21 protein-coding genes are annotated in these 21,036 nt (G+C 67.6%); 10 read left to right on the top strand and 11 right to left on the bottom strand.

Going from position 1 to position 21,036, the window contains the following annotated elements; genetic code table 11:
* Nucleotides 1–70 precede the first annotated feature (70 nt).
* From RR1_RS17345 to RR1_RS22650, 6 genes are all read left to right on the top strand, one after another.
* Nucleotides 71–658 (top strand): recombinase family protein, encoded by a 588-nt coding sequence (locus tag RR1_RS17345; RefSeq protein ID WP_255312204.1) that lies wholly within the window; start codon nucleotides 71–73, stop codon nucleotides 656–658.
* A gap of 264 nt (nucleotides 659–922) precedes the next feature.
* Nucleotides 923–1,492, top strand: a complete 570-nt coding sequence (locus RR1_RS17340; RefSeq protein WP_255312203.1) for a hypothetical protein — start codon at nucleotides 923–925, stop codon at nucleotides 1,490–1,492.
* 11 nt (nucleotides 1,493–1,503) lie between these two features.
* Nucleotides 1,504–1,752: a hypothetical protein gene (locus tag RR1_RS17335; RefSeq protein WP_083581029.1), complete on the top strand. Its 249-nt coding sequence runs from the start codon at nucleotides 1,504–1,506 to the stop codon at nucleotides 1,750–1,752.
* 161 nt (nucleotides 1,753–1,913) lie between these two features.
* Nucleotides 1,914–2,795, top strand: a complete 882-nt coding sequence (locus RR1_RS17330; RefSeq protein WP_083581028.1) for a trypsin-like serine peptidase — start codon at nucleotides 1,914–1,916, stop codon at nucleotides 2,793–2,795.
* A 307-nt stretch (nucleotides 2,796–3,102) separates the two neighbouring features.
* Nucleotides 3,103–3,294 carry a hypothetical protein gene (locus RR1_RS17325; RefSeq protein ID WP_072713688.1) on the top strand — a complete coding sequence of 64 codons (192 nt, stop codon included), beginning with the start codon at nucleotides 3,103–3,105 and terminating at the stop codon, nucleotides 3,292–3,294.
* Nucleotides 3,295–3,355: 61 nt separating this feature from the next.
* Nucleotides 3,356–3,661, top strand: coding sequence for a transposase (locus RR1_RS22650; protein ID WP_072713725.1), 306 nt, complete (start codon nucleotides 3,356–3,358; stop codon nucleotides 3,659–3,661).
* 505 nt (nucleotides 3,662–4,166) lie between these two features.
* On the opposite strand, the gene RR1_RS17310 is transcribed toward RR1_RS22650, so the two are convergent.
* Complete coding sequence (locus RR1_RS17310) at nucleotides 4,167–5,105, bottom strand: hypothetical protein (protein WP_143153897.1); 939 nt, start codon at nucleotides 5,103–5,105, stop codon at nucleotides 4,167–4,169.
* Between the two features lie 612 nt (nucleotides 5,106–5,717).
* On the opposite strand from RR1_RS17310, the gene RR1_RS22030 reads away from it, so the two are divergent.
* Together RR1_RS22030 and RR1_RS17300 are read left to right on the top strand one after the other, a co-directional pair.
* Nucleotides 5,718–6,221, top strand: a complete 504-nt coding sequence (locus tag RR1_RS22030) for a hypothetical protein (RefSeq protein WP_143153896.1) — start codon at nucleotides 5,718–5,720, stop codon at nucleotides 6,219–6,221.
* 125 nt (nucleotides 6,222–6,346) lie between these two features.
* A complete protein-coding gene (locus tag RR1_RS17300; RefSeq protein WP_143153895.1) occupies nucleotides 6,347–6,790 on the top strand; it encodes a hypothetical protein in 444 nt (147 codons plus the stop codon).
* 81 nt (nucleotides 6,791–6,871) lie between these two features.
* Here RR1_RS17300 and RR1_RS17295 read toward each other — a convergent pair whose 3' ends face one another.
* Together RR1_RS17295 and RR1_RS17290 are read right to left on the bottom strand one after the other, a co-directional pair.
* On the bottom strand, nucleotides 6,872–8,587 hold the full coding sequence (locus RR1_RS17295) for a relaxase/mobilization nuclease domain-containing protein (RefSeq protein WP_072713684.1): 1,716 nt from the start codon (nucleotides 8,585–8,587) through the stop codon (nucleotides 6,872–6,874).
* A complete protein-coding gene (locus tag RR1_RS17290; RefSeq protein ID WP_072713683.1) occupies nucleotides 8,584–8,985 on the bottom strand; it encodes a plasmid mobilization protein in 402 nt (133 codons plus the stop codon). The genes RR1_RS17295 and RR1_RS17290 overlap by 4 nt, the downstream gene beginning before the upstream one ends.
* A 377-nt stretch (nucleotides 8,986–9,362) precedes the next feature.
* Between RR1_RS17290 and RR1_RS22960 the strand changes: the two genes are divergently transcribed.
* Nucleotides 9,363–9,494: a hypothetical protein gene (locus RR1_RS22960; RefSeq protein WP_255312202.1), complete on the top strand. Its 132-nt coding sequence runs from the start codon at nucleotides 9,363–9,365 to the stop codon at nucleotides 9,492–9,494.
* A 79-nt stretch (nucleotides 9,495–9,573) separates the two neighbouring features.
* The gene (locus RR1_RS17285) at nucleotides 9,574–9,963 is read left to right on the top strand and encodes a hypothetical protein (protein ID WP_083581026.1); all 390 of its coding nucleotides are present in this window, start codon (nucleotides 9,574–9,576) and stop codon (nucleotides 9,961–9,963) included.
* Between the two features lie 111 nt (nucleotides 9,964–10,074).
* Here RR1_RS17285 and RR1_RS17280 read toward each other — a convergent pair whose 3' ends face one another.
* The 8 genes from RR1_RS17280 to RR1_RS17245 form a co-directional block, all read right to left on the bottom strand.
* Complete coding sequence (locus RR1_RS17280; protein ID WP_072713682.1) at nucleotides 10,075–11,664, bottom strand: ParB/RepB/Spo0J family partition protein; 1,590 nt, start codon at nucleotides 11,662–11,664, stop codon at nucleotides 10,075–10,077.
* A gap of 84 nt (nucleotides 11,665–11,748) precedes the next feature.
* A complete protein-coding gene (locus RR1_RS17275) occupies nucleotides 11,749–11,940 on the bottom strand; it encodes a hypothetical protein (protein WP_072713681.1) in 192 nt (63 codons plus the stop codon).
* Nucleotides 11,941–12,470: 530 nt separating this feature from the next.
* On the bottom strand, nucleotides 12,471–18,332 hold the full coding sequence (locus tag RR1_RS17270) for a helicase-like domain-containing protein (RefSeq protein WP_072713680.1): 5,862 nt from the start codon (nucleotides 18,330–18,332) through the stop codon (nucleotides 12,471–12,473).
* 56 nt (nucleotides 18,333–18,388) lie between these two features.
* A complete protein-coding gene (locus tag RR1_RS17265; RefSeq protein WP_143153894.1) occupies nucleotides 18,389–19,024 on the bottom strand; it encodes a hypothetical protein in 636 nt (211 codons plus the stop codon).
* Nucleotides 19,025–19,307: 283 nt separating this feature from the next.
* Nucleotides 19,308–19,646, bottom strand: coding sequence for a hypothetical protein (locus RR1_RS17260; RefSeq protein ID WP_072713678.1), 339 nt, complete (start codon nucleotides 19,644–19,646; stop codon nucleotides 19,308–19,310).
* Nucleotides 19,647–19,735: 89 nt separating this feature from the next.
* Nucleotides 19,736–20,020 (bottom strand): WhiB family transcriptional regulator, encoded by a 285-nt coding sequence (locus RR1_RS17255; protein WP_072713724.1) that lies wholly within the window; start codon nucleotides 20,018–20,020, stop codon nucleotides 19,736–19,738.
* A gap of 225 nt (nucleotides 20,021–20,245) precedes the next feature.
* Complete coding sequence (locus tag RR1_RS17250; RefSeq protein ID WP_072713677.1) at nucleotides 20,246–20,431, bottom strand: hypothetical protein; 186 nt, start codon at nucleotides 20,429–20,431, stop codon at nucleotides 20,246–20,248.
* On the bottom strand, nucleotides 20,428–21,003 hold the full coding sequence (locus tag RR1_RS17245; RefSeq protein WP_169847063.1) for a DnaB-like helicase N-terminal domain-containing protein: 576 nt from the start codon (nucleotides 21,001–21,003) through the stop codon (nucleotides 20,428–20,430). Before RR1_RS17245 ends, RR1_RS17250 begins: the two co-directional genes overlap by 4 nt.
* Nucleotides 21,004–21,036: the final 33 nt, after the last annotated feature.

Genomic DNA, 21,036 nt, shown 5'->3' with positions numbered 1-21,036 from the left:
ACCAGCGGCGATCCTGTGCCAGAAACGTGTGCGAAACCGGCACTGCCACAACCAGCGCTGTCGGTGAGTTGTGGCACCCTTCGGGGCTGTGGGACACACATACGGCTACGCCAGGGTCTCGACCACCGAACAGACCCCCGCCCTGCAGAGCGACGCCCTGACAGCGTTCGGGTGCGAACGCATCTTCACCGACACCGCCAGCGGCGCGACCACCAGCCGCCCGGCTCTGTCGGATCTGCTCGACACCTTGCTGCCCGGGGACACGCTGTGCGTGTGGCGGCTGGACCGACTCGGCCGCAACCTGCCCCACCTGATCGAGCTCGTCACCGACCTCAAGAGCAGGGGAGTGGCGTTCGCATCGGTGACCGAGCAGATCGAGACCAGCACCGCCGGCGGCGAGCTGGTCTTCCACATCTTCGGCGCGCTCGCCGCCTTCGAACGCCGACTACTGCGCGAACGCACCGCGGCCGGCCTCGCCGCCGCCCGCGAACGCGGCAACATCGGCGGCCGACCCCCTGTGATGAGCCCGGCCAAGAAACGCGCCGCCACCCGCATGCGCAACCAAGGCGCCACCGTCGGCGACATCGCCGAAATCCTCGGCGTCAGCAGACGAACGCTCTACCGCCACTTCGAGAAGAGCGCAACCCGAAACAGCTGAGACGCGAATATGGTCACCGCTGTGACGCTGCCCGCCCAAGCCCCACGCAGACTCGACACTGCCCCGGGTGCCGGCGGACACCGTCCGGCCCAGCTTGATCGACTGACCCGAACCCCGATCGACTCTAGAACGACCTGGTCCGACAATCGGGGGTCTGCCACCTCGCCGATGCCCCATTCGTAGGTGATGCGGGCATCGGCAATCTATACTACCGTGAGGTTTGTAACGATCGGTAGTAAGCAACATCAACACTCAGGAGACCGCATGAACGGCAGAAGACACCGGGCGCTGGCCACCATCGCAGCTGCCACCATTGCTCTATCGGCAGCTACCGGCGCGGTTGCGTCGGCTTCCCCCGCCGAGGTAGATGGTCCCTCGACACCCGATTCGTCGCTTCAGATTGTTGACCGGCCTCTGACCGACGAGGAGCTGCGGGTCGCCGAGAAACAAGCGGAGCATATATTCACCGACTTGATCGTCCAGGACAACTACGAGTGGGTCGTCAACGAACAGCTCGCCCATGCCGAGGGGGTCGACGTCGACGCGTTGGCTGCCGTGACACAGGTGCTGAATCAGCCATCTCCCGAGCATTCGGTCAGCTCACCTGGGTACCGACAGTGCGTTCTCAACGCTGTCGGACTCGGTGGGCTCACAGGCGGTGCAGCGGGAGGAGGCAGTCAACTGGCGTACCTGATCGCAACCAAGAATTTCAAAGAAGTTGCCTGGGTACTAGCGAGGCTGGTCGGTGTCAATGCACTCAAGGGCGGCGTGGCGGGAGCAACCGCCGCGCTCGTCGGCGCCGGGGCCTGGTGCGCTACACCGTTCGCAAAGTGATACTGGCACGGGTGTTCCGCCCACCTCATGCCGCACGCGACGCGGCGGAGTTCGCGAACACGTACCTGCGTGAGCAATCGGTGAGCGAATTCCTCCAGCAACCCCAGTTCGCTCACATACTGGCCGCGATACCCGAGGACTCGTGGGACGTCACAGCACAGAAATTCCGTGCAGCGGTCGGGTGGGACCTCAAGACCAGCGTCATCGCCGCCTCGATCGCGCGGGAGCACTCGAAGACCGACCACAACGGGAAAGCCTGACCACTGTCGCTGAGGGACACGATCCGCTCCGGAGGCAGGCTGCGGGGGTCGACGACGACAAGTTCGACCCCCGCAGCCGGCATTCGATCCGCCAGTCGGGTGAGTGCCCGGCATGCAGACCAGCTGCCCAGCGACGCCCCCGTTCAACCAGGAAGCCAACGATGTCGAACTCAGGACGGTTCGCCCACAGAGTTTGGGCAGCAACGCTTCTCGCCCTGTCACTGATCACCGTCGGAACGACAGCACATGCCGCCCCACCGCAGAACCTGCCCATCGACCCGGTCGGTTACCGAATCGTCGACGACACGATGGACATCTCGAACCCGCTGCCCGGCGACGGGCTCAGCGACGATGTCGGATACTCGCGTACCGATTCCTCGAACGGTTCCGCGCGCAGTCCACGGTCAATCATCGGACCCGACGACCGGACCAGCGTGACGGACACCCGCTTCGCTCCCTACCGCCGCACCGGAGAAATCACGTTCTCTTTCGGCACTCCAGCGCAGACAGCGACATGCACCGGATGGCTGATCTCGCCGTCCACCGTGGTGACAGCCGGTCACTGCCTCACCGACGGAACAGATCTCAGTTCGCACATAACCTTCACACCTGCCCGAAACGGAACGCAAACCGGTCCGTACGGAACCTACCGCGCATCTACTGTCTGGTTTGACTCCAAATACGGTGCCCCGGGGCGAGACTGGGGTGTGATCGAACTCGACGGACCTGCCGGCAACGACGTCGGCTGGTACGGCCTCGAGCCTGTCACCGCCGCTGATCTCGTCGGACAACCCGCCCGAATCATCGGATACCCCACCGATCAGGCACCCGGCACAATGTGGCAGGACAACGCCCCCATCGTTCGCCAAACCGACCGCACGCTGCGGTACACAACCGACACATACAGCGGACAGAGCGGGGCATCCGTCACCATCACCGACGAAGACACTGCGAACGCCATACACAACGGTGGCGGGCTCGCCAACAGTGGGACCATTCTGACGGCCGAGCTGTTCAACACCCTCGCCCGTCTACGCTCCTGAACGTGTTTCGTCTCGAATAGGTCGAACCAGCGCCAGCGATCCGCGGAGGCTGCATGCCCGGCACGGGTTCGTCGACGCCGACCGCAACGCGCGCGGCTCGGGCTGCTGCGGCGGCGTCGAGCGCCTGGTCGTAGGTGGTCCAGTAGGTGTCGTTGATGCTCATGGCAGGTGGCCTCTCTCATCGGTGGCGGGTTGCGGACTGTGCCTGTCCCTTCCCCTCGTTCTTTCGCCGTCATCGGGCGCTGCCTCATCTCCGCCACGCCCGATGACGGCGAAAGAACGCACCGGGAGAAGGGGACCGCACACCATGAGCACACACCGCACCACCACCAAGTCGGCCGAAGACAAAGCAACCGCCCGCCGCGAGCTGTCCGAACGCCTGCAAGCCTCGATCACCGATCAAGTTGCCGCGCTGGTGGACTCGGACGCCTGGACCGCCTACCTCGACCACATGACCGCGTTCCACTCCTACAGTTTCAACAACCTGCTGCGGGCGTGAAGCAGGAACTGGTGTCAACTGATCGTTAGTGCCGGGAGGCGCTGACGGGGAGGATGTCATCATGCCCGGTCCTTATCCCCAGGAGTTCCGCGAAGACGTTGTCGCGGTCGCGAGGCGCCGTGAGATCGGCGTGACCATCAAACAGATCGCCACCGATTTCGGTATCAGCGAAGCGACGCTGCAGAACTGGCTCCGCCAGGCCGATGTCGAGGAGGGCAACCGTCCTGGCCAAACTGTTGCTGATGCCGCGGAGGCTCGGGAGTTGAAGAAGCGGATCCGGTTGCTCGAGCAGGAGAACGAGGTCCTTCGGCGTGCGGCGGCGTATCTGTCGCAGGCGAACCTGAAGCTCGGTGGCTCCCCAAAATGACGTACCCGCTCGTATCTGAGCTCGCCGATGCGGGGATTCCCGTAACGGTGTCGTGCCGGGTTCTCAAGCTCGCGAGACAGCCCTACTACCGGTGGCGCAACGACCCGGTCCGTGACGCGGACGTGCTCCGGGCGTATCGGATCAACGCGCTGCATGATGCGCACCACGACGACCCGCTTGAGCAATGTCGAGCGCGGCGAGGCGCCTCTCGGTGAGGACTTGAAGCACCGACTGGCGTCCGCGGTTGGTGTCGATCCGGTCGTCGTCCAGGATGCTTATGATCGCGTCAGAGCGCGCCCACCTGGCACTTCCCCGTAGCTCGTTTCGCACGTCTCTAACACTCCCGACGGACAAGCTACACTCCCCGGCGAAGTGCGCCTTGAGTAGCTGCTGCAAACTGCTACTAGACGCAGCGTAACACGCACGCTAAAGCATTTCTGTGCAGCAAGTGCAGGCAACCTGTCGCGGGCGGCAAATCGGCGTGTCGCCTCGGCTTGCTAGGTCGTCACGGCCTGCTTCTGTCGGCAGTTGCGCGGATTGCGTCCTCGATGTCCGCCAGGCGGTTGCGGGCGAGTCCGGCGGTGCGGCTGGTTGCGCTCTCCGACCAGATTTCGCGGTCGCTCGGTGCGAGGACTTTCAAGGCTCCCTCAATGCGCATCCGCTGCGACCATTCGGACACGTACCACCGAAGCCTGCGAAAGCGGTTGAGCCGACCGTGCACCTTTTCCCAGTTGTAGGACAGGATAGCGTCGGCGAGTAGTGCGACGCCGCCTGTGAGAAGGATTTCGCGGAGCGCAGCGGTCGCTTCGACGTCGATCAGCTCGGCTTGTTTGGCCACGATCAGAGCCAACGTCGCCACCTCGGCAACTGCGCCCGCGCTGACCAGTCCGAAGGTCACGGCGAGTGGGCCGCGCTGTATGGCGCTGAGTCCGATCACGCCTGCTGCGAGAATGCGGCCGAGTGATAGCAGGAAGAACCCGTAGAACAGGCTGAGATAGACGGTGTTTCCTACGGTGTCGAATGACAGTTCGCTGACGATCCCGTATGACTTCTCGTGCACGATTTCAGTGCCCACGTAGGCGCCGGCGGTGGCGATGATGCCCGCGATCCCTAGGCCGTCGATCACTCGCGCTTTGGTGGTGTCGGTGGTCAGTGTTTCGGCTATGCGAGCGCAGAACAGTGCCGACGCTTGATACCCGATTACAGCTGCCCAAGACGAGAAGTTGTGAAATCCGGTCGCGGCGGCGAGTCGATCATCTACCCAGTCGTCCATGACGACGGGTACCGAAACAAGGCTCGCGAACGCTACGGACCCGCCGGCGCCGGTGGCGGCGCCGGGGAGACCGCGAGTTCTACCGGTGCGAATACGACGAATCGTGATTCCGCACAGTGCAATTCCGACCACGCTACGTGCCGCGATCTGGACTATCAGCCCGGTATCCATCAGCGTCCCTCCAAGTGCTGGACATAGCGCCGAACGATTGCGGGCTGGCGGGGCGACATCGCACGACCGTGCCCGACGATGCTGTCATGCCGCGCGAGAAACAGATGACCAAAGGCGGTCGCCTCTTCCTCGCTCTCCCGGTCCAGGGCCGCGCACGAGTCGTGGCCCAGCAGGAGGTGTCCCACCTCGTGCCCGAGGTCGAGAATGTCGACCCCCCGCTCGGGAGTTCACGCAGGGCGATGACGACTCGCTGAGGGGTGGTTGTCGTGAAGCCTGCAACTCCGCCGACCGCTGGCATCGTCCTCATCACGACGGCCTTGCCGAGTCGATCGCTCAGCATCGCAGCAAAACCGTTGGTGTCCCATGGAACTGGCATTTCCAGGGTCGAGAGCAGGTCGCGCAGTCGATCGCGGTGCTCGCTGCGCGTCACGCTGAGGGACGCTCCACTCCCGCGCTGAATGCGTCAAGCACCGCGCGGAGCTGCGGCGGAGTCAACCGCCCCGTATATCGGCGGAACCGAGTTCCTGTCGACTTTGCGGCTTCGCGGACGATATGCGCGAGCTCCGCCGGGCTGTAGTGCAACGCCTCGATGACTGTCACATCGAGGGGCTGATGAACGAACTCCGACAAACACCGGAACCGCAGTCCGCGCCACCACCGCGCGCCAACCAATTCGAGTCCGTCGCAGCGACATGGGGAGCCTGCGGGCCGAACTCGCCCACCGACAAAGTCGTTCGCACCTTCGACCGCGCCGGACTCATCGACGGCGACCATCGACTCGTCGAAGGCCGCACCGTTATGTACTGCGGTACCGAGAACGGCGGCTTCCGTCATGTGCAGGTGAAACACTGGAACGATTGGGGCCGACTAACTCCAAACGCGAACTGGCGACTGATCGCGGACGAAGGGATGGAAGCGGCGCTGCGCAATCCCGAGGTGGTCTGTTACCGCGAAGACAACAACACCTTCACGGTCGGACGCTTGATGTACGAGTACAACAAGAAGAACGGGTTGCCGACAGGCAGGATTAAGTGGGCGAACGTGACGGTCGACGCCAACACCGGCCGCGTTGTTACGTCGTTCCCTACGTCTGGAAAGCCGAGATGCAAACAGTGAGATCCGGCCAGCCCGCCCGCACCTTCGCATTCGCGGCCGTTGCGGTCGTGCTCGGTGTTTCCCTGAGTGCCTGCGCCACGTCGGTGCAGGCGACGTCCCCAGCCGCCAACGAGGAATCGGCATCTATGACGACGGACCGACGCCCGTGGACCTGTGAGCGGATCGCGGAGCTGATTCCGGACTACCTGACCGGGCTCATGGAGCAACGATTCGAGCCCTATCCCGGCGACGACCCGGGTGCCGTGATGTGCAAGTGGACGACATCGAACGATGAGACGTCGGTCGTGGTCGGCGTCACTCCTGAAGCGGTCGGCGAGTCGGGGGTTGTCGAGGTTCGTGAAGGCCGTCGGTACGACGACGGCCTTGAGCCCTTTTTCCTAGTAGTCGATACAGAACGCCTGCGGACCGCTGGCGCTGCCGCCGTCTCGCGCGACGACAGCGACCCTGTCGCCACACCGTGGGGTCTTGCTTCAGTAATCGTCAATACCCCATTCACACGATTCAACGTGTCCACCATCGGACTCGACTGGGCAATCGAGATCGGAACACGACTCGCCGAGAACGACTGACCGAATCGTTCGCAAGCGCAAGCACTCGGCCTGCGGAAGTCCCCACCCACGTGGGCTCGGCGAACGAGTATGGCGGCGTGCTCACCGGCCTCGCTCGTCACCTCCCCGGCCCGTCGTGTGCGCTGTGCGCGCCGGAGGGTCGAGCCGTGTCGGGATGGGGGAGCCCGGTGTGCTGGTCTTCGGTGCGGTGGGGAAGTCGCTTTCGCGTTGACGCTGCGCTTCCGCGAGCTCGGGGTCGAGTGTCGTCGTCGCTGCACGCGCCGCGGCCGGAGCGGGCCCGTCCGGTGTGTGGTCGAGGCGGGCGTGCACAGCGTCGAGGCGAGAGTGCACAGCGTCGAGGCGGGTGCGTGCGAGGGCCTCGAGTTCGCGTGCCCGGTTCGCGTCACCGGCGGCGCGGTGCGCGGCCGCGATCGCTTCGGTGGTCTTGATCAGCTGCCGCATCAGCAGCGCGTACGCGACCGACTGGGACAGGTTCGGGCTCGCCTGCATCACGATCAGTGCGGTGCCGCCGGCCGAGAGTGTCCCTTGCTTGCGGCGGAACTGCTGGTGCGCGGGGACCTGCGCACTGCGGGAGAATTGACGTGCTGCGTCGGCGAGCGGTCCCGGTGTCGTCTCCAACCGGTGCGACCATGCAGCGAACACGCCCGCGGTCCGTCCCGCGGCACGCGCCCACTGCGCGCGGTCACTGACCGGGACCGACGCGAGATAGCCGTTCCATGCAGTCAGGTCCTTCACCGCGCGATCGAGCATCCGAGGATCGGCGACCTGCTTGCGTTCGCGGCCCGGGGCGACCGGCTTCTGCCCGCGCCGGGCTGCGTTCCACTCCGCGACCGCAGCATCGGCCTGCTCCGGAGTGTCCGCCCACTCGCCGCGCAACCGCGGCAGTGTCAGGTCCTTCGCGAGATGCCCCCCGCCGTAGAACACCGGCGCGGTGCTTCGCTCACGCGGCCGCAGCGCGACCTTGTATCCCGTCACGACGTCGGCGCGGCCCGCAGCCATCCGGGGTCGCACGATCAGCCCCTGCCCGCGCATCCGGCGCACGAACTCCGCTTCGTCACGTGAGGCCGTCGCGCACGCACGCACCCGCCGCGCGAGCAGATCACGGTCGAGCTCGACCGCGCCCTCGCGCTCGGCTCGATGCTTCTCGGCGCGGTGGAAACCAGGTTCGCCGATCTGCGCGCTGCGCGAGTCGATCACCGTCAACCCGTGCTCGACTTCGAGTGCATGGGCGGCTTCCGACGCCCGCTTGTAGTCGCGGTAGAGATCGACCTTCGTGCCGTCCTCACGGACCGCCGACGCCGCGATGTGGATGTGATCGTTGCCGGCCGCGGACATGCCGTGGTGCACCGCAACCCACCGAGCCGGCGAACGTCCCGACGCCTCGGTGAACCCCATCCGGTCCATGAACGACTGCGCGATCTGCCCCCACTTCTCGTCCGTCAGCCGGCCCTCGTCCGCACGCAACGCCAGCGAACAGTGCCACACGTTCGCATCGCGGTCCGGGTCGATCGGATCGCGCACCTTCTTGCCCGCGCGGTCACGCATCTCGCGGCCCTGTGCGTCCCGCAGATAGTTCGGGATCGTCACCTTCGTTCCGAAATGCCGGTACGGCTTGTCGACCGCACGCGCCACCTCGAGTGCCGCCGTGTGCGAGAGCTCGTCCTCGCCGTGCCACGCCATGATCGCCGGATCACCGGTGATCAGATGCGGGTCGGTGTGCTCGTTCGCCTTCCCCGGCCCCTGCAGATACGACAGCAGCCCGGTCATCTTCTCCCCGCGCACGATCTTCACGATCACGACAGCGGCTCCATCGCGTCGATCGCCCCGTCGATCCGTATCGCACACCGCCGCACCTGAGCCAACGTCACCGCCAGCTCCTCGGCGACCTCACCGGTCGCGTTCGTCGCCTTCGCCATCTGATTGACGTTGTTCGACAACGCGGCCAGTAACCGGAACGCGCGGAACAACTCTTCGAGCTGGGTACGGCGGTCGGTCGCCGTCTCTCCGTGATCGGCGAGCGCCGCCTCGACCATCAACCGCGGCACCGACACCCGCGCCTGCTGGGCGCGCGCGAGTAGCGCCGACTCCTCCTCGGGGGTCACCTTCACCAGATGTGCCTTCGTGCGGCCCCCGGTCGCGTTCGCGCGCCGTTCGCGGCGCAAACGGAAAGGACGCGGAGTGTCGGAATCACTCATCGTCTCGCCCTTTCTCGTCAGGCCCAGCGCAGCGCCCCCACCGCTGTGGGGCTACACGCAGTGTCCCAGGTGCTTGCGCGATCAGCAAGCACCTGACCAACGTAGATAATCTAAGTTGCTATCTTGCTCCGCCGGGGCTCCATCGGGTTGCACGAAGCGCCTGCGTCTCGTGCCCGCTCTTTCAGCGAGGGACGAGCGCGAGCGCAGCGAGCTCCACGCTCTTGCCGCGTCCGTCCACAGCTGGGGGCTGGTCCCGATTGTGGGTGCCCGAGATCAGCGAAGCGGCCGAGAAATCTCGGGCATCCACATGAGGGCCAGAGCAGTCCCCAACTGTGGACGGACGCCGCGAGAAAAGAACAGCCCGGCGAAGCCGGCCGATGTCCGCGCGCAGCGCGGACCACACGCTCGATCAGCGTGGCGTTGCCCCCAACTGGGCACCGGCCTTCACGGCGATGGGCACACCCGACATTCCTGTCCGCTCCGCGATGTCGGGTGCACCCAACGCCTAGCCGGAACCCAGCCGGGACAACCGAGAACACGTCCCCTCGGTCTGGATGCGCTCACCGACAACCGCCCTAGGATCAACGCATGACGAACCCGACAGCACTCAAAACCACGACGCCCGGCAACAGCAACGCCGACACGCAAGCGGCGGACACCTCGCCGCTCGACCGCGAGATCGCCACCCACGTCGAGCAGATCCGAAAGCAAGCCGAAGCGAAGATCGAAGCGATCCACGTCGTCGCGAAAGCACACCGTGCGCTCACCGACGCACGCGAGGAGTTCGCGCGCATCGACAAGCAGAACGCCGACCGGCTCGCCGCCGCGACCGCCGCCGCGCGGCGCGCAGGATTCACCGACAAAGAACTCGCACAGTGGGCGATCAGCGAACCCACCAAGCGCGCACCCCGCCGCTCCGCATCGCGCGGCAAGCGCACCCGCGTCGCCGACACCGACGCCGCCGAGCAGACGCACTGACGAGCGCTCCGGGGAGTTCCCAGCCAACACATCGCCGCGCACCTCGTGCCCGAATGCGGCGCTGCGCCCCGCCCGGTTCCGGGTGGGGCGCAGTGCTGTCGACGGTGGCGATCAGTCGTCGAGGTCGACGCTGTCCGCGTCGATCTCACGGGAGATCACCTTCTCGACGTCGGTCATGCGGTGACCGTTCGCGGCGAGCATCTCGAAGTAGATCGGTGCCAGACGCGGGCGAGTGCGCCAGGCGTCTTTGGGCAGGTGCGATTCGAATGCGGAGACGACCATCGCGAACGTGATCATCCAGCCGCGCTGTTCGCTCACTCCGACGGCGTGGTCCGCCAGCTCCTTCCCGGCGGCGTGCCCGCCGCTGAGGAGAGTCGGCAGGAGATCCCCTGCGTGGAATCCGCTCAGCAGCGACGCATCGTGCGCGAGCATCCGCGCCGTGAACACCGAGGCGGTGCGCGGCGGTGTCTTACCCGCGAGCATCCGGGCGAGGAACTCGTGCCGCAACGTGCGCGCTGCTTCGCTCTTCTTGTTGAGGATGCGCACCCGCGCACGCTCCCGCCGCTCGGTCTCGCGCCGTTCCGCGAGGGCGGCTTCGCGCGCGTCCTCGTCGGCGGGGAGCGGGTTGTCCGTGTCGACCCCGGCCCTACGCAACGCGCGGTCCACGTACCACTTGCCGCGTTCGGAGGCGACGAGCCCGGCCTCGTCCATGCGGGTGATGTCGCGGAAGAAGAACACCGGGACGGCGGTCTCTTCCTCGCGCACATCGTCGGCGTGCAGCGTTCCTTCGGCTGCCTCGAGGTCGCGCTCTTCGATGGTGGCCTCGTCGATGTCGTCGTAGTCGACCGGCTCGCCGGTCTTCGCGTGGAAGTGCGCGTACTCGAAGTCGATCCACACCGCCCACAGATGCGGTGCGGCGCACAGGGTCGCCTCGTCGAGCGGCTGCTCCGGATCGTCGGCGCGGCGGAACATCGCGGCCTCGACCAGCGCGCTGTAGAGCGGCCGCGCGTCGAGGGCGGTGAACCCGGCAGCGACGAGCGGTGCGAAGTGCTCGCGGCGCACTCGCAGCTCTTCGCGCTTCTGGAGCAGTCGCTGCGCCGTGTAGTCGAAGTAGCCGGGGCTCACGGTGGTGAGCTCGCGCACCGCCTCGTCGTCGCCGTCGGCCTCGAACTGTGCGAGCACCGCTGCCTGTTCGAGAGTGAGCGATCCGTCGAGGGCGTCGGCCGCGTGCGCGCGGCGACCGACCGCGCCGTAGAGGGCGACCGATTTCTGCGGCACCGACAGGGTGCGCGCGACCGTGGCGACCGGGACACCGAGATCGAGCATCTCGGTGACCGCGCGCGCGTTCTGCGCGGCGGTGAGCGCGCTGCGGTGGTTGTTGGACACGACCTGCTCGCCGATGCGCGCGATCGCGTGCTCGGCAGCGGTATCGGCGTCGTCCGGCCGCACGATCACCGGGACGGTGGATTGTGCAGCGATGCGGGCGGCGAGCACGCGGCGCTGCCCGTCGATCAGGACGAGGACGCCGTCGTCGCGGCGGTGCGCCGTCACCGGGTGCAGGACGCCGTGTTCACGGATCGAGTCGACGAACTCGGGCGTCACGTCGAGGTCGACGTGATCGCGCACGTTGGTGCCGATCTCGATGTCGTGGGGGTCGGCAGCGACCAGTTCGGCGCGACGGTCCTGGGTGGGTGTGCTCATCGGGGTTCTCTCTTCCGGTAGTTTCGCGGGAAGAACACCGGGCAGGTTGCTGCTGCCCGGTGTTCTCGTGTCCGGGGGTGTCGGTCAGACCGGGTCGGCGAGCACGGTCGCGGCCGTCGCGGCTGCGAGCGCGAGCGTCGCGTGGACCTGAGCCATGTCGGCGAGTGCCCGAGCGCGGGAGTCCGCCGAGACCATCGCGGTCTGCTCGAGCAGTTCCAGCGCGGCCGTGGCGTGCCGCTGATAGGCGACGAGGTCCGGATGGGTCGTGTCGATCACTGTGGTGTCCCTTCGGTCGGCGGTCGGTCCCGGTGTCGGTCCCGCCCGCGTTTTTTGCCCTTCTGGCGCTGTAGATGACGACCGGCATGAGGGGGCCGGCCCGCAACTTGCGAGCGGGACAGTTTCCGGGGGAGCGCAGCGGAGGAGGAAAGTGTCCCGACCCCGCAGGGGCAAGCGCAGCGCCGTCGTCTGGTTGCGGGACGGGCACCGCCGGTCACAATCGAAAGGCCGGAAGGGAAAAGGAAAAGCTCTTCTCAGCGCGGAGCGAAGCGACGCTCCCTATGGAGGACACCGAAGGTGGCCCGCGACGGCGCGTGCGCCGTCGCCGACCGAACCGAGCCTGCCGCCGAGATCACCGGGCACCGCGTCTGCCGGGCCCGGTTCGCGGTGACAGCAAGCTGTCATGCGGGTGCTGTCATGGCCGCGGAAACGCCGAAGGACCACCCCGTCGCGGGGTGGTCCTTCGTGCCCTCTCCAGTGGCCCGCCCTGTGCACTGGAGAAGATCATGGGTGGTGCCGGGGTCTGGGGGTCAGCGGGCGGGGCCGCGTTCGGGTCCGGTGTCGCGGCCACGCTGCTGGGGTGGCCGCTCGTCCGGTGGTCGATGCCCCGCCCCGCCGGGCCGATGCCCGGGTGGAGTGGGGAAGTCGTTCTCGCGTTGGGCGATCGCGTCCCGCAGCGCCTGTCGTTCGGTCTCACCGGCCCGCCCGTGGTCCCCGCCGGGCGCCGGCGTCTCGTCGCCGCCGGCCAGGCCGGTCGGCTCGGTGTGCTCGGCCGCGGGCGCGGCGATCTCCTCGGCTGCAGCCGGCGGCGGTGCGGCGCCGGCCGCCTCGCCTGCGGGTTCGATGTCGTCGACGGCGGGCTCGGCTTCGGCGAGCTCGACCGGGCCGATGTCCGGCTGCTCTGTCACCGGCTCGGTGTCGGCGCGGGCGCGGGCGGCGGCGAACTCGCGGTCGGCCATGATCGCTCGTAGCTGGTCGGCGGAATCGAGTCCGAGTTCGGCGAGGACCTTGGGGGTGGGGTTCAGTTGCAGTGACCAGCCCGGGTCGCGTCCTTTGGCGTCCATGCGTTCCTTGGCGGCGGCGCGTTCTGCCTGCGCGGCGGCACTGTTGGCTTCCTGACTGAGCTCGACGGTCAGCGCGCGCAGTTCGGTCTTCTTCTCGGTGAGCTCGTCGGCACGGTCGAACGACCCGTGCCCGACCGCGCGCAGCTCGTCGAGGTCGCGTCGCGTGGAGGCGAGGTCACCGCGCAGGATGTCGAGATGCTCGGGCAGCGAGTGGTAGATGTTCTCGACTCGTTGGAGCAGTCCGCGCGCGACGGCGGCGGGGTCGCGGTGCTCGCGGTTGTTGCCGACGGACGCGAACAGCTCGCTTTCCTCGATCACGCGGGTCTTCGACGGCACGGACAAGGCGACGTGCATCGTGGCGTCGGAGGCCGAGCGCGCCGCGAGGACCTCGATTCCGCCGATCGTCGCGATCTGACGTGCCTTGGCGAGACCGTCGTTGCGACCGAGAACGTATGCCGAGCGCACGGATTCGGTGAACGCGGCCGCGGCCTTCTTCGGTTCCGTGTAGGACGTGCCCGCCACGACGATCACCGGGGCCGTGCGCTCGTCGCCGTCGCGTCGTGCCCGGATCTCTGCGGCGGGACGCTCGAGGGTGCTGATCTGACGTTCGAGTTCGCCGATGCGGGCTTCGGCCTTGGTCTGCAGCCACGAGTTGCGGGCGATCGACTCGGTGTGGGCCTTCTGCAGGGCGGTGAGCCGTTTGACGTCGTCGTCGAGTTCGACCTGACGCAGATATCGGGGATCTCCGGTGGCCATCGCCTTCGTGGCGGCCGCGGCGTTGCCGATGTCGCCGCCGGAGAGGTCTTCGATCTCGCGGACGTCGACCTCGCCGCGTTTGGTCTGGTGGATGAACGTGGCCTTGCGTCGCACCGTCTGCCACATGACCGTGTCGGCGGTGTTCTCGGTGACGTACTGCCAGATCTCGATCGTGTCGTTCTGGTTTCCCTGCCGGATGCCGCGCCCTTCACGTTGTTCGAGGTCGGCGGGCCGCCAGGGAACGTCCATGTGGTGGATCGCGATGGCGCGGTCCTGCACGTTGGTGCCGGTGCCCATCTTCTCGGTCGAGCCGATCAGCACGTGCACTTCGCCGCTGCGGCACGCTGCCGACAGCGCGAGTTTCTGTGAGGGGGTGCGGGCCTCGTGGATGTAGCGGATCTTGTCCGCCGGCATTCCGCGGGCGATCAGTTCGTCGCGCAACGCGTCGTACACGCTGAACTCGCTGTGGCCCGGTTTCGGGGTGCCGCGGTCGCAGAACACGATCTGCAGTGCACCCCGAGTCGGTGAGGGCTGCCCGGTCTCGTCGAGATAGACGGTGTCCTTGCTGTATTCGTGGATGCTCGTGATCTTCTCGGCGACGTCGGCGGCGCGGCCACCGTTCTCGGGTGCCGGCAGGTGCGCCAGCCGGGGGTCGAGCGAGGCGTTGCGGCCGTCGCTCGCGATCTTGAGGTTGTTGTCGCGTGCGGGATCGCGCGGGTCGAGGTGATCGACCCGGTAGGCGAGGTCGGTCATGAAGTCGCGGGTCTCCTGGTCGGGGACCAGCGTGCTGATCTGGCGTTCACCGCTGGTGAGCGTCGGCAACCGGACCGGGACCTGATCGCGGGTGACGACGTCGGAGTACACCGACGACAGCTGCAGCAGCTCGGGCAGGTTGACGAACTTGCCGACCCGGGTGACCGGCCGCAGTTTCGTTCCGGTCGAGTTCATCTCGGTGTCGGTGACGGTGGCGGTGAACACCGCCCCCCAGTCGTCGATCCTCGCGACGCCGGCCTCGCGCAGCAGGTCCGGTCGCAGGTAGTTCTGCATCACCCACAGCTCGCCGAGACTGTTCGCGATCGGCGTGCCGGTGGCGAACGTCGCGACCCGTTCGACGACCTGATCGGCGTGCACGCCCGCGGCGATCGCCTCGTCGCGGCGCCGTTGGCGCAGCAGATCGAGTTTCATCGCGAGATCTTCGGCCTGCTGCGAGCCGCGGGGGCAGGCGAGTTCGGTGACGTTCGAGGCGCGGGTCTTGTTCTTGTACATGTGCGCTTCGTCGACGAACAGGTAGTCGCATCCGGACTGCTCGAACGTCAGACCGGTGTCCTTGCGGTCCTGGGCGAGCAGTTTGTCGAGCTTCTCGGTGGCGACCTTGATCGCGAGCTCGATCTGCTTTTTGCTCTTGTCGCTGGTGACGGTGGACGCGACCTCACGCAGCTCGGCGAGATTGGCTTCGATGTAGCCGCGTTTGAGTTCGTCGTCGACGCCGATCAGGGTGAACGCCGACTGCGGCACGATCACCATGTCCCAATCGCTGGTGGCCGACTGCGCCACCAGCCGCCGACGGCCCTCCGCGGTGGTCGCCGCCGTCCCCATCAGGATGTTCGCGGCCGGATACCACTGCTTGGCTTCGCGGCCGACCTGCTCGAGGATGTGGTTCGGCACGACGATCCAGGGCTGTTTGACCAGGCCGAGGCGTTTGAGTTCCATCGCGCCCATGAACATCGTGCCGGTCTTGCCGGCCCCGACGACGTGATCGAGGAGCACCGTCGGCTCGGCGATGATGCGCGCGACCGCGTCACGCTGATACGGGTGCGGGACGAAATGATCGGCGAGACCGGGAAACGTCAGATAGCTCCCGTCGTGACGAGGGGCGCGTCGCGAGTTGAAGCGGGTGTTGTACTCGCGGGCGAGCCGGTCTGCGCGTTCGGGATCGGACCAGATCCACTGCTTGAACTCCGCGGTGATCTTCTCGGCCTTGGCCTGCGCCGCGAACGTCGCCTGACCGTCGAGCGCGGGGCCGCCGTCGCGGGCGATGTCCTCGGCCGAGCGGTTGACCTCGATCGCCTTCGAGTTGCACAGCTTCTCGAACAGCTCCACACCGTCGAGCGACGGCGTGCCCCAGTCCTCGGTCAGCCGAGGGTTCTTGCGGTGCCAGCTGGGGACGTCCACCGTCCACCGGTCGGGCAGCTTCTCGATGGTGACGTGGTCGGGTTCGATCCCGAAGGTCTGCGTCACGAATCGGGTCATGTCGTTCGGGGTCACCCACGTCACGCCGGGCCGGACCCGGATCTCGTGCGGTTCGAGCTCGGGTGGGATGAGCGCCTCGAGAGCGGCGACGTTCTCGCGGTAGATCGGGTTCTGGCCGGCGGCCGCGACGGCGGCGTAGTACTTCGCGCGCACGTTGCCCGAGAGGTAGTCGGTGGCCGGCACCAGCGTGTCCGGGTTCGACAGCGACGGGTACACGAGCCCGCTCAGCTGTTCGCGGGCGTCGGCGACGTCGGTACGCAGCAGGGCCGCGATCCGCTCGACGTCGACGGTGCGGGAGACTTCCATGCTCAGGGCGAGCGCTTGCTGCGGGCTGTCGGCGTGCTCGCGGGGCACCGGCGGGCTCAGGACGTCCTTGGAGAACAGCGGTGCCTTGCTCGCCTTCTGGCTGTTCTCGTCGAAATGCTCGAGCGCGGCGATCACCGCCCACCCCGGGTCGTTGCGGATCCCGCCCTCGAGGTGGGGGCGCCGCTTGACCGGGTCCGTGCTCTTCCACGCCTTCTCGTCCCAGCGTGCCGCGAGCTCGTCGGGAACCCGGCCGGCGTAGGGGCCGATCTCGTCGCCCTCGGCCTCTCGCCAGGCCGCTTCGAGCTTCGCGTACCGCTCGTCGTGCTTGGCCGCGGTGGTCTCTTTCGGTCTGGTCATGGTGAACCGGTTGATCGGCCCGTGCACCCGCACGTAGTCGTCGTAGCGGCGGTTGAGCTCGCCGCGCAGTGCCTCCTTGTCGGCGGTGGGGCGGCCGTCGCGCTGGGCCAGGACCAGCGACGTCGCGACGTCACGCAGCTCGAGCAGCTTGCGGGTCTCGGCGATCTTCGAGCTCGCGGTGTTGTTGTCGACCCACGCGGTCCCGGTCCACCGGTCGATGCGGTGCTCGTCGGCGTTGTAGCGCAGCGTGTCCAACGGCGTCGCGGGCCCGCGGTCGGCGGCGGTGATCAGTCCGGGGTCGAACCGTTCGTGCTCGACGGTGACCAGCGAGTCCGCCGTCGCGGTCAGCCCGTAGCCGAGTTCGCGGGATCGGTCGATCACCGGGCCGAGCTCTGCACGGATCTCGTCGGAGACCGACAGATCGTCGAGAGCATCGACGACCATCGTCTGCGCGCCGTACTGGCCGTGACCGATCCGGACCGTACCCAGGATCCGGTTCGGGTTCTCGACGAAATACGTGTTCACCGCCACCGATTCGGGTGCCTGCGCGTCGAGGTCGATGTCGTCGTCGGTCCGGCCTCGGCGGCCGAGGAGCTCCCCGCCGGGGGAGACGGCGACGTCGACGGTGCGCACCCAGTCGGGCATCGGACCATCGCGTTCGCTCTCGCGATTGCGCAGCACCAGCAGGTCGGTGGTCACGTCGGTGCCGGCGACGCGCGCGAACGCTGCCGTCGGCAATCGGACCGCGCCGATCAGATCGGCGTGCCGAGCCATCTCTTCGCGTGCCCGCGATCGTTGCGCGTCCATCGTGAACCGGCTGGTGATCACCGCGACGTAGCCGCCGGGCGCGGTCAGTGCGATCGACTTGAGGATGAAGTGGTTGTGGATCGAATGCCGGTCCGGGTTGTGGACCGGGTCGGGGACGGCGAACCTGCCGAACGGGACGTTGCCGACCGTCGCGGCGAACGAGCCCTCCGGGACGCGGGTCTGCTCGAATCCCTCATTGCGGACCTGCGCCGACGGATACAGTGCCGCCGCCATTTTCGAGGTCATCGGATCGAGTTCGACGCCGACCATCACCGCTTCGCTCGGGGCGTGACCGAGGAAGTTGCCCGACCCGCAGCCCGGTTCGAGAACGCGGCCACCGGAGAACCCGGCGCGCTCGAGCAACTGCCACACCTGCTGCGAGATCGCCGGATCGGTGTAGTGCGCGTTGAGGATCGACGCCTCGGCCTCGCGGTACTCGTTCGCGGTCAGCAGCTCCTTGAGCCGGGCGCGTTCGGGCTCGAACGTAGCGTTGCGCGGGTCGAAGACCTGCGGGACCGCGCCCCACCCCGACCAGGCCGCGATCGTCGTCTGCTCACTGCCGGTGGCCGGACGCGACTCGCGGGCGAGCTGCTGCACCAGCTCGATCGCCGCGATGTTCGCGCGTGCCCGCGCCTTCCCGCCCGAGGGCACCGTCACCCGAGACCCCAGCACGAAATCCGCCACCACCGCCGCACTCTCGGTGCGTCCGGCATCGCCGGGACCGCTCACCGGCTGCTGCTCCGCCACGGGCTGCGCCTCGGGCGACGGCGCAGTGGGTGCCGTCGCGGTGGGCGGCGGCGGTGCGGGGGAGCGGGTCGGTGCCGGCAACGGCGCACCGCCCGGGTCGATCACCCGCGGGTCGGTCGGGATGTTGCCGAACTCGTCGAACAGCGAGAACTGCTCGGCCTCTATCCGTCGAGCGGCAGCCCGTCCGCGCGCAGATCCTCGATCACCAGTGCGGCGAGCTCGTCCGCGAGCGGATCGCTCGGACCGCTCGGCAGCGGCTGCAGGTCCTCGGCGCGGGTCTGGAGCAGATACTGCGCCTTGATCCGGAAGTACCCCGTCCGCTCCGGCCAGATCGCCGCGACCGCGGCGTCGATCTCCGGCGTCGGTTCGCTGCGATACACCGTCCGCCACCGGTCCGGATTCGTGCGCGCCGCGTCGAGCGCCTCCGCCGGCGGCCGGTACGCCATCAGGTCCGCCGTCGTCGCCGACACCTGCGGATCGAGTAGATCGAGAGTCTCGGTCTCCTCCGATGCGATCAGGCGGTAGAGCTCGCTCGTCAGCACCGTCTCGCGCGCGATCTCCTTCGCCTGGTTCACCAGGTCCACGTGCACCGTGAAGTCCGGCTGCCGATCGTGATCGCGCACGTACGTCGCGATCGTCTCGTCCTGAATCTGTTCGGCCAGCAGCGTGATTCGCTGATTCAGCCGCGCCGTCTCCTGATCGACGAACACCCTGGTCTGTTCGTCCGTCCAGCTCGGGTCCACCCCGATGCTCGTCCGGTACGTCTCGTCCACGATCCGGCGTAGTTGCTCGTTCATCGGCAGATTCCTCCCAAGAGCTGAACAGATCCGGCTTCGAGGGCTCGGATTCCTTGCGGGCCATACGGTTCTCCCCTGCGTACGCCACAGCCGCCCCTGCAGAAACTCTGCAGCAGCAGCATTCACGTAACGCCCTGGCGCCGCCCCGCGCTCAGCGTGCGAGCGATTGCCGCTTCGCCCGGCCATCGTCACCGACCCCCTCGACCGAACGCAACCGCAGTGACGCAGAACACAGCCGCGTTCTGGACTGTGCCCACCGGCTGTGGGGTATCAGCGGGCCGGATCAGTCCGGGTGGTAGCTGATCGCGTTGCGGGAGCGATTCGGGGTGGGAAACGGCGTGCCGACCATGTCGTGGCCGGCCAGCAGCTCTCCCTCGATCGCACGGCGATCGCCGGCCTTCGACACTGCGGTCACGGTCGCGACCGCCCGCACGATCCAGTCCGGATCCACGACGACCGCCAGCTCCTGCTCGAGGGTTCGGCCCTCCTTGAGCTTCCAGACCCCGCGGCCGCGCTCCCAGACCTCGGACTCGGTCAGCCCCGGGCGATACCCGACGTGGGTGCGGCCGAGAGGATCGCCGGCCAGCGCCTGTTCCTCCGGGCCCATCCGCACCACGATCACGCCGCCACCTCCATCCGTACTCGGTACTTGAACCAAGTATGGACGACGCGCGGATCGCCGCGCCCAGTCGCCACCGGAGTGGCCGCCGTTCATGCGTTCACCTGCGCCATCTCCTCGACGGCGAGACGCCGGCGCTGGGTGCGGATCGCCTCCATGAGCACCCCACCCCAGATCCCGTACCGCTCGCCGCGCTCGATCGCCCAGCTCAGACACTCGCCGCGCACCGGGCACGACCGGCAGATCTCCTGCGCCGCACGCACCTGCGGACGGCGAGACGCCGCGCCGCTGTGCCGCGGCGCCTCGGGAAAGAACAGGTCGGGATCGATCTGCGCACACACCGCGCGCTCACGCCAGGTCGGTAGCGGATTCCCCATCACCACTCCTCGAATCTTAACTAGTAACAAGTTAATAGTTAACGCGTGCGGTGTGGATCTGTCAACGGAATCGAGCCGAGAACAGACGAAAGCCCCGGAAATCCGGTCGCGCCTCGGGGGGATGAGGGCTGTGGACCGGGTCCGGGGCTTTCTGACCTTGCGCCTACAGGGGGGGTTGAGGCACAAGGTCGTCTCGGTGCACTCCACCTGGGCAGCGGCTGGCTGCTACTCGGGTGCGGCGTCGAACAGACTGTACTGGTCCGCGGCGGCCGCAGCATCGGTGCGTCGCCGGTAGGCGTCGGCGGCGAGCCGGGCGAGCGGCGCGGTGCAGCCGAGCTCGCGGCCGATCTGCGCCCAACCCAGCCCCTGCTCGTGCAGCTCGAAGGCCACGCGCAGGTCGTCGTCGTTCATCGGTCCTGCCCACGTCCGGTGGCAGTCGACAAGGTGGCGTAGCGGTGGTGATGATCGCGCTGTGCCCGCCCGAGCTCGCACATATAGGCGTAGAGGTCGTCGGTGGCGATCGCCCCGGCGGCGGCCTCGGTGAGCGCGTTGCCGGCGATCGCGGTCGAACGCCGCAGCGATTGCGCGACGACGGCTTTCGCGTAGTGCGCGCCCCGTTCCGGGTACGCCGTCGCGTCGACGATCCGCACCAGCCGGCGGCGCAGCGGCACCCGGTGATGGGCGTCGGTGTCGGGCCGGGCGTCGATCTCGTGGGCGACCATCGGGAAATCCGCCGGGAGGCCGCGGCCGAGCATGCCCGCCACGATCCGGTACAGCGCCCCGTGGACGGCGTCGTCGAAGTCCGCGGGCACGACGTTCGCGAGGATCACCGCGATCTGCTCCCGCTCGCGCAGCTGCATCAGCGCCGACAGCAGGCACGCTTCCGCGTCGGCGGCGGGACGGTCGACGGGATCGCCGCCGGGGTGACCGGGTTCGCTCGGATCGGCGACGTCGGGCGCCAACTGCAGTGCTGGTGCACTCATCTCGTCTCGCTTCGGGTCGGAGGCGGTCATGGC

Origin of the sequence: Rhodococcus rhodnii NBRC 100604, from assembly GCF_001894925.1 — a bacterium.
GTDB lineage: Bacteria > Actinomycetota > Actinomycetes > Mycobacteriales > Mycobacteriaceae > Rhodococcus_F > Rhodococcus_F rhodnii.
The sequence above is the reverse complement of the archived record's forward strand: the minus strand, read 5'-3'. Positions and strand labels throughout refer to the sequence as shown.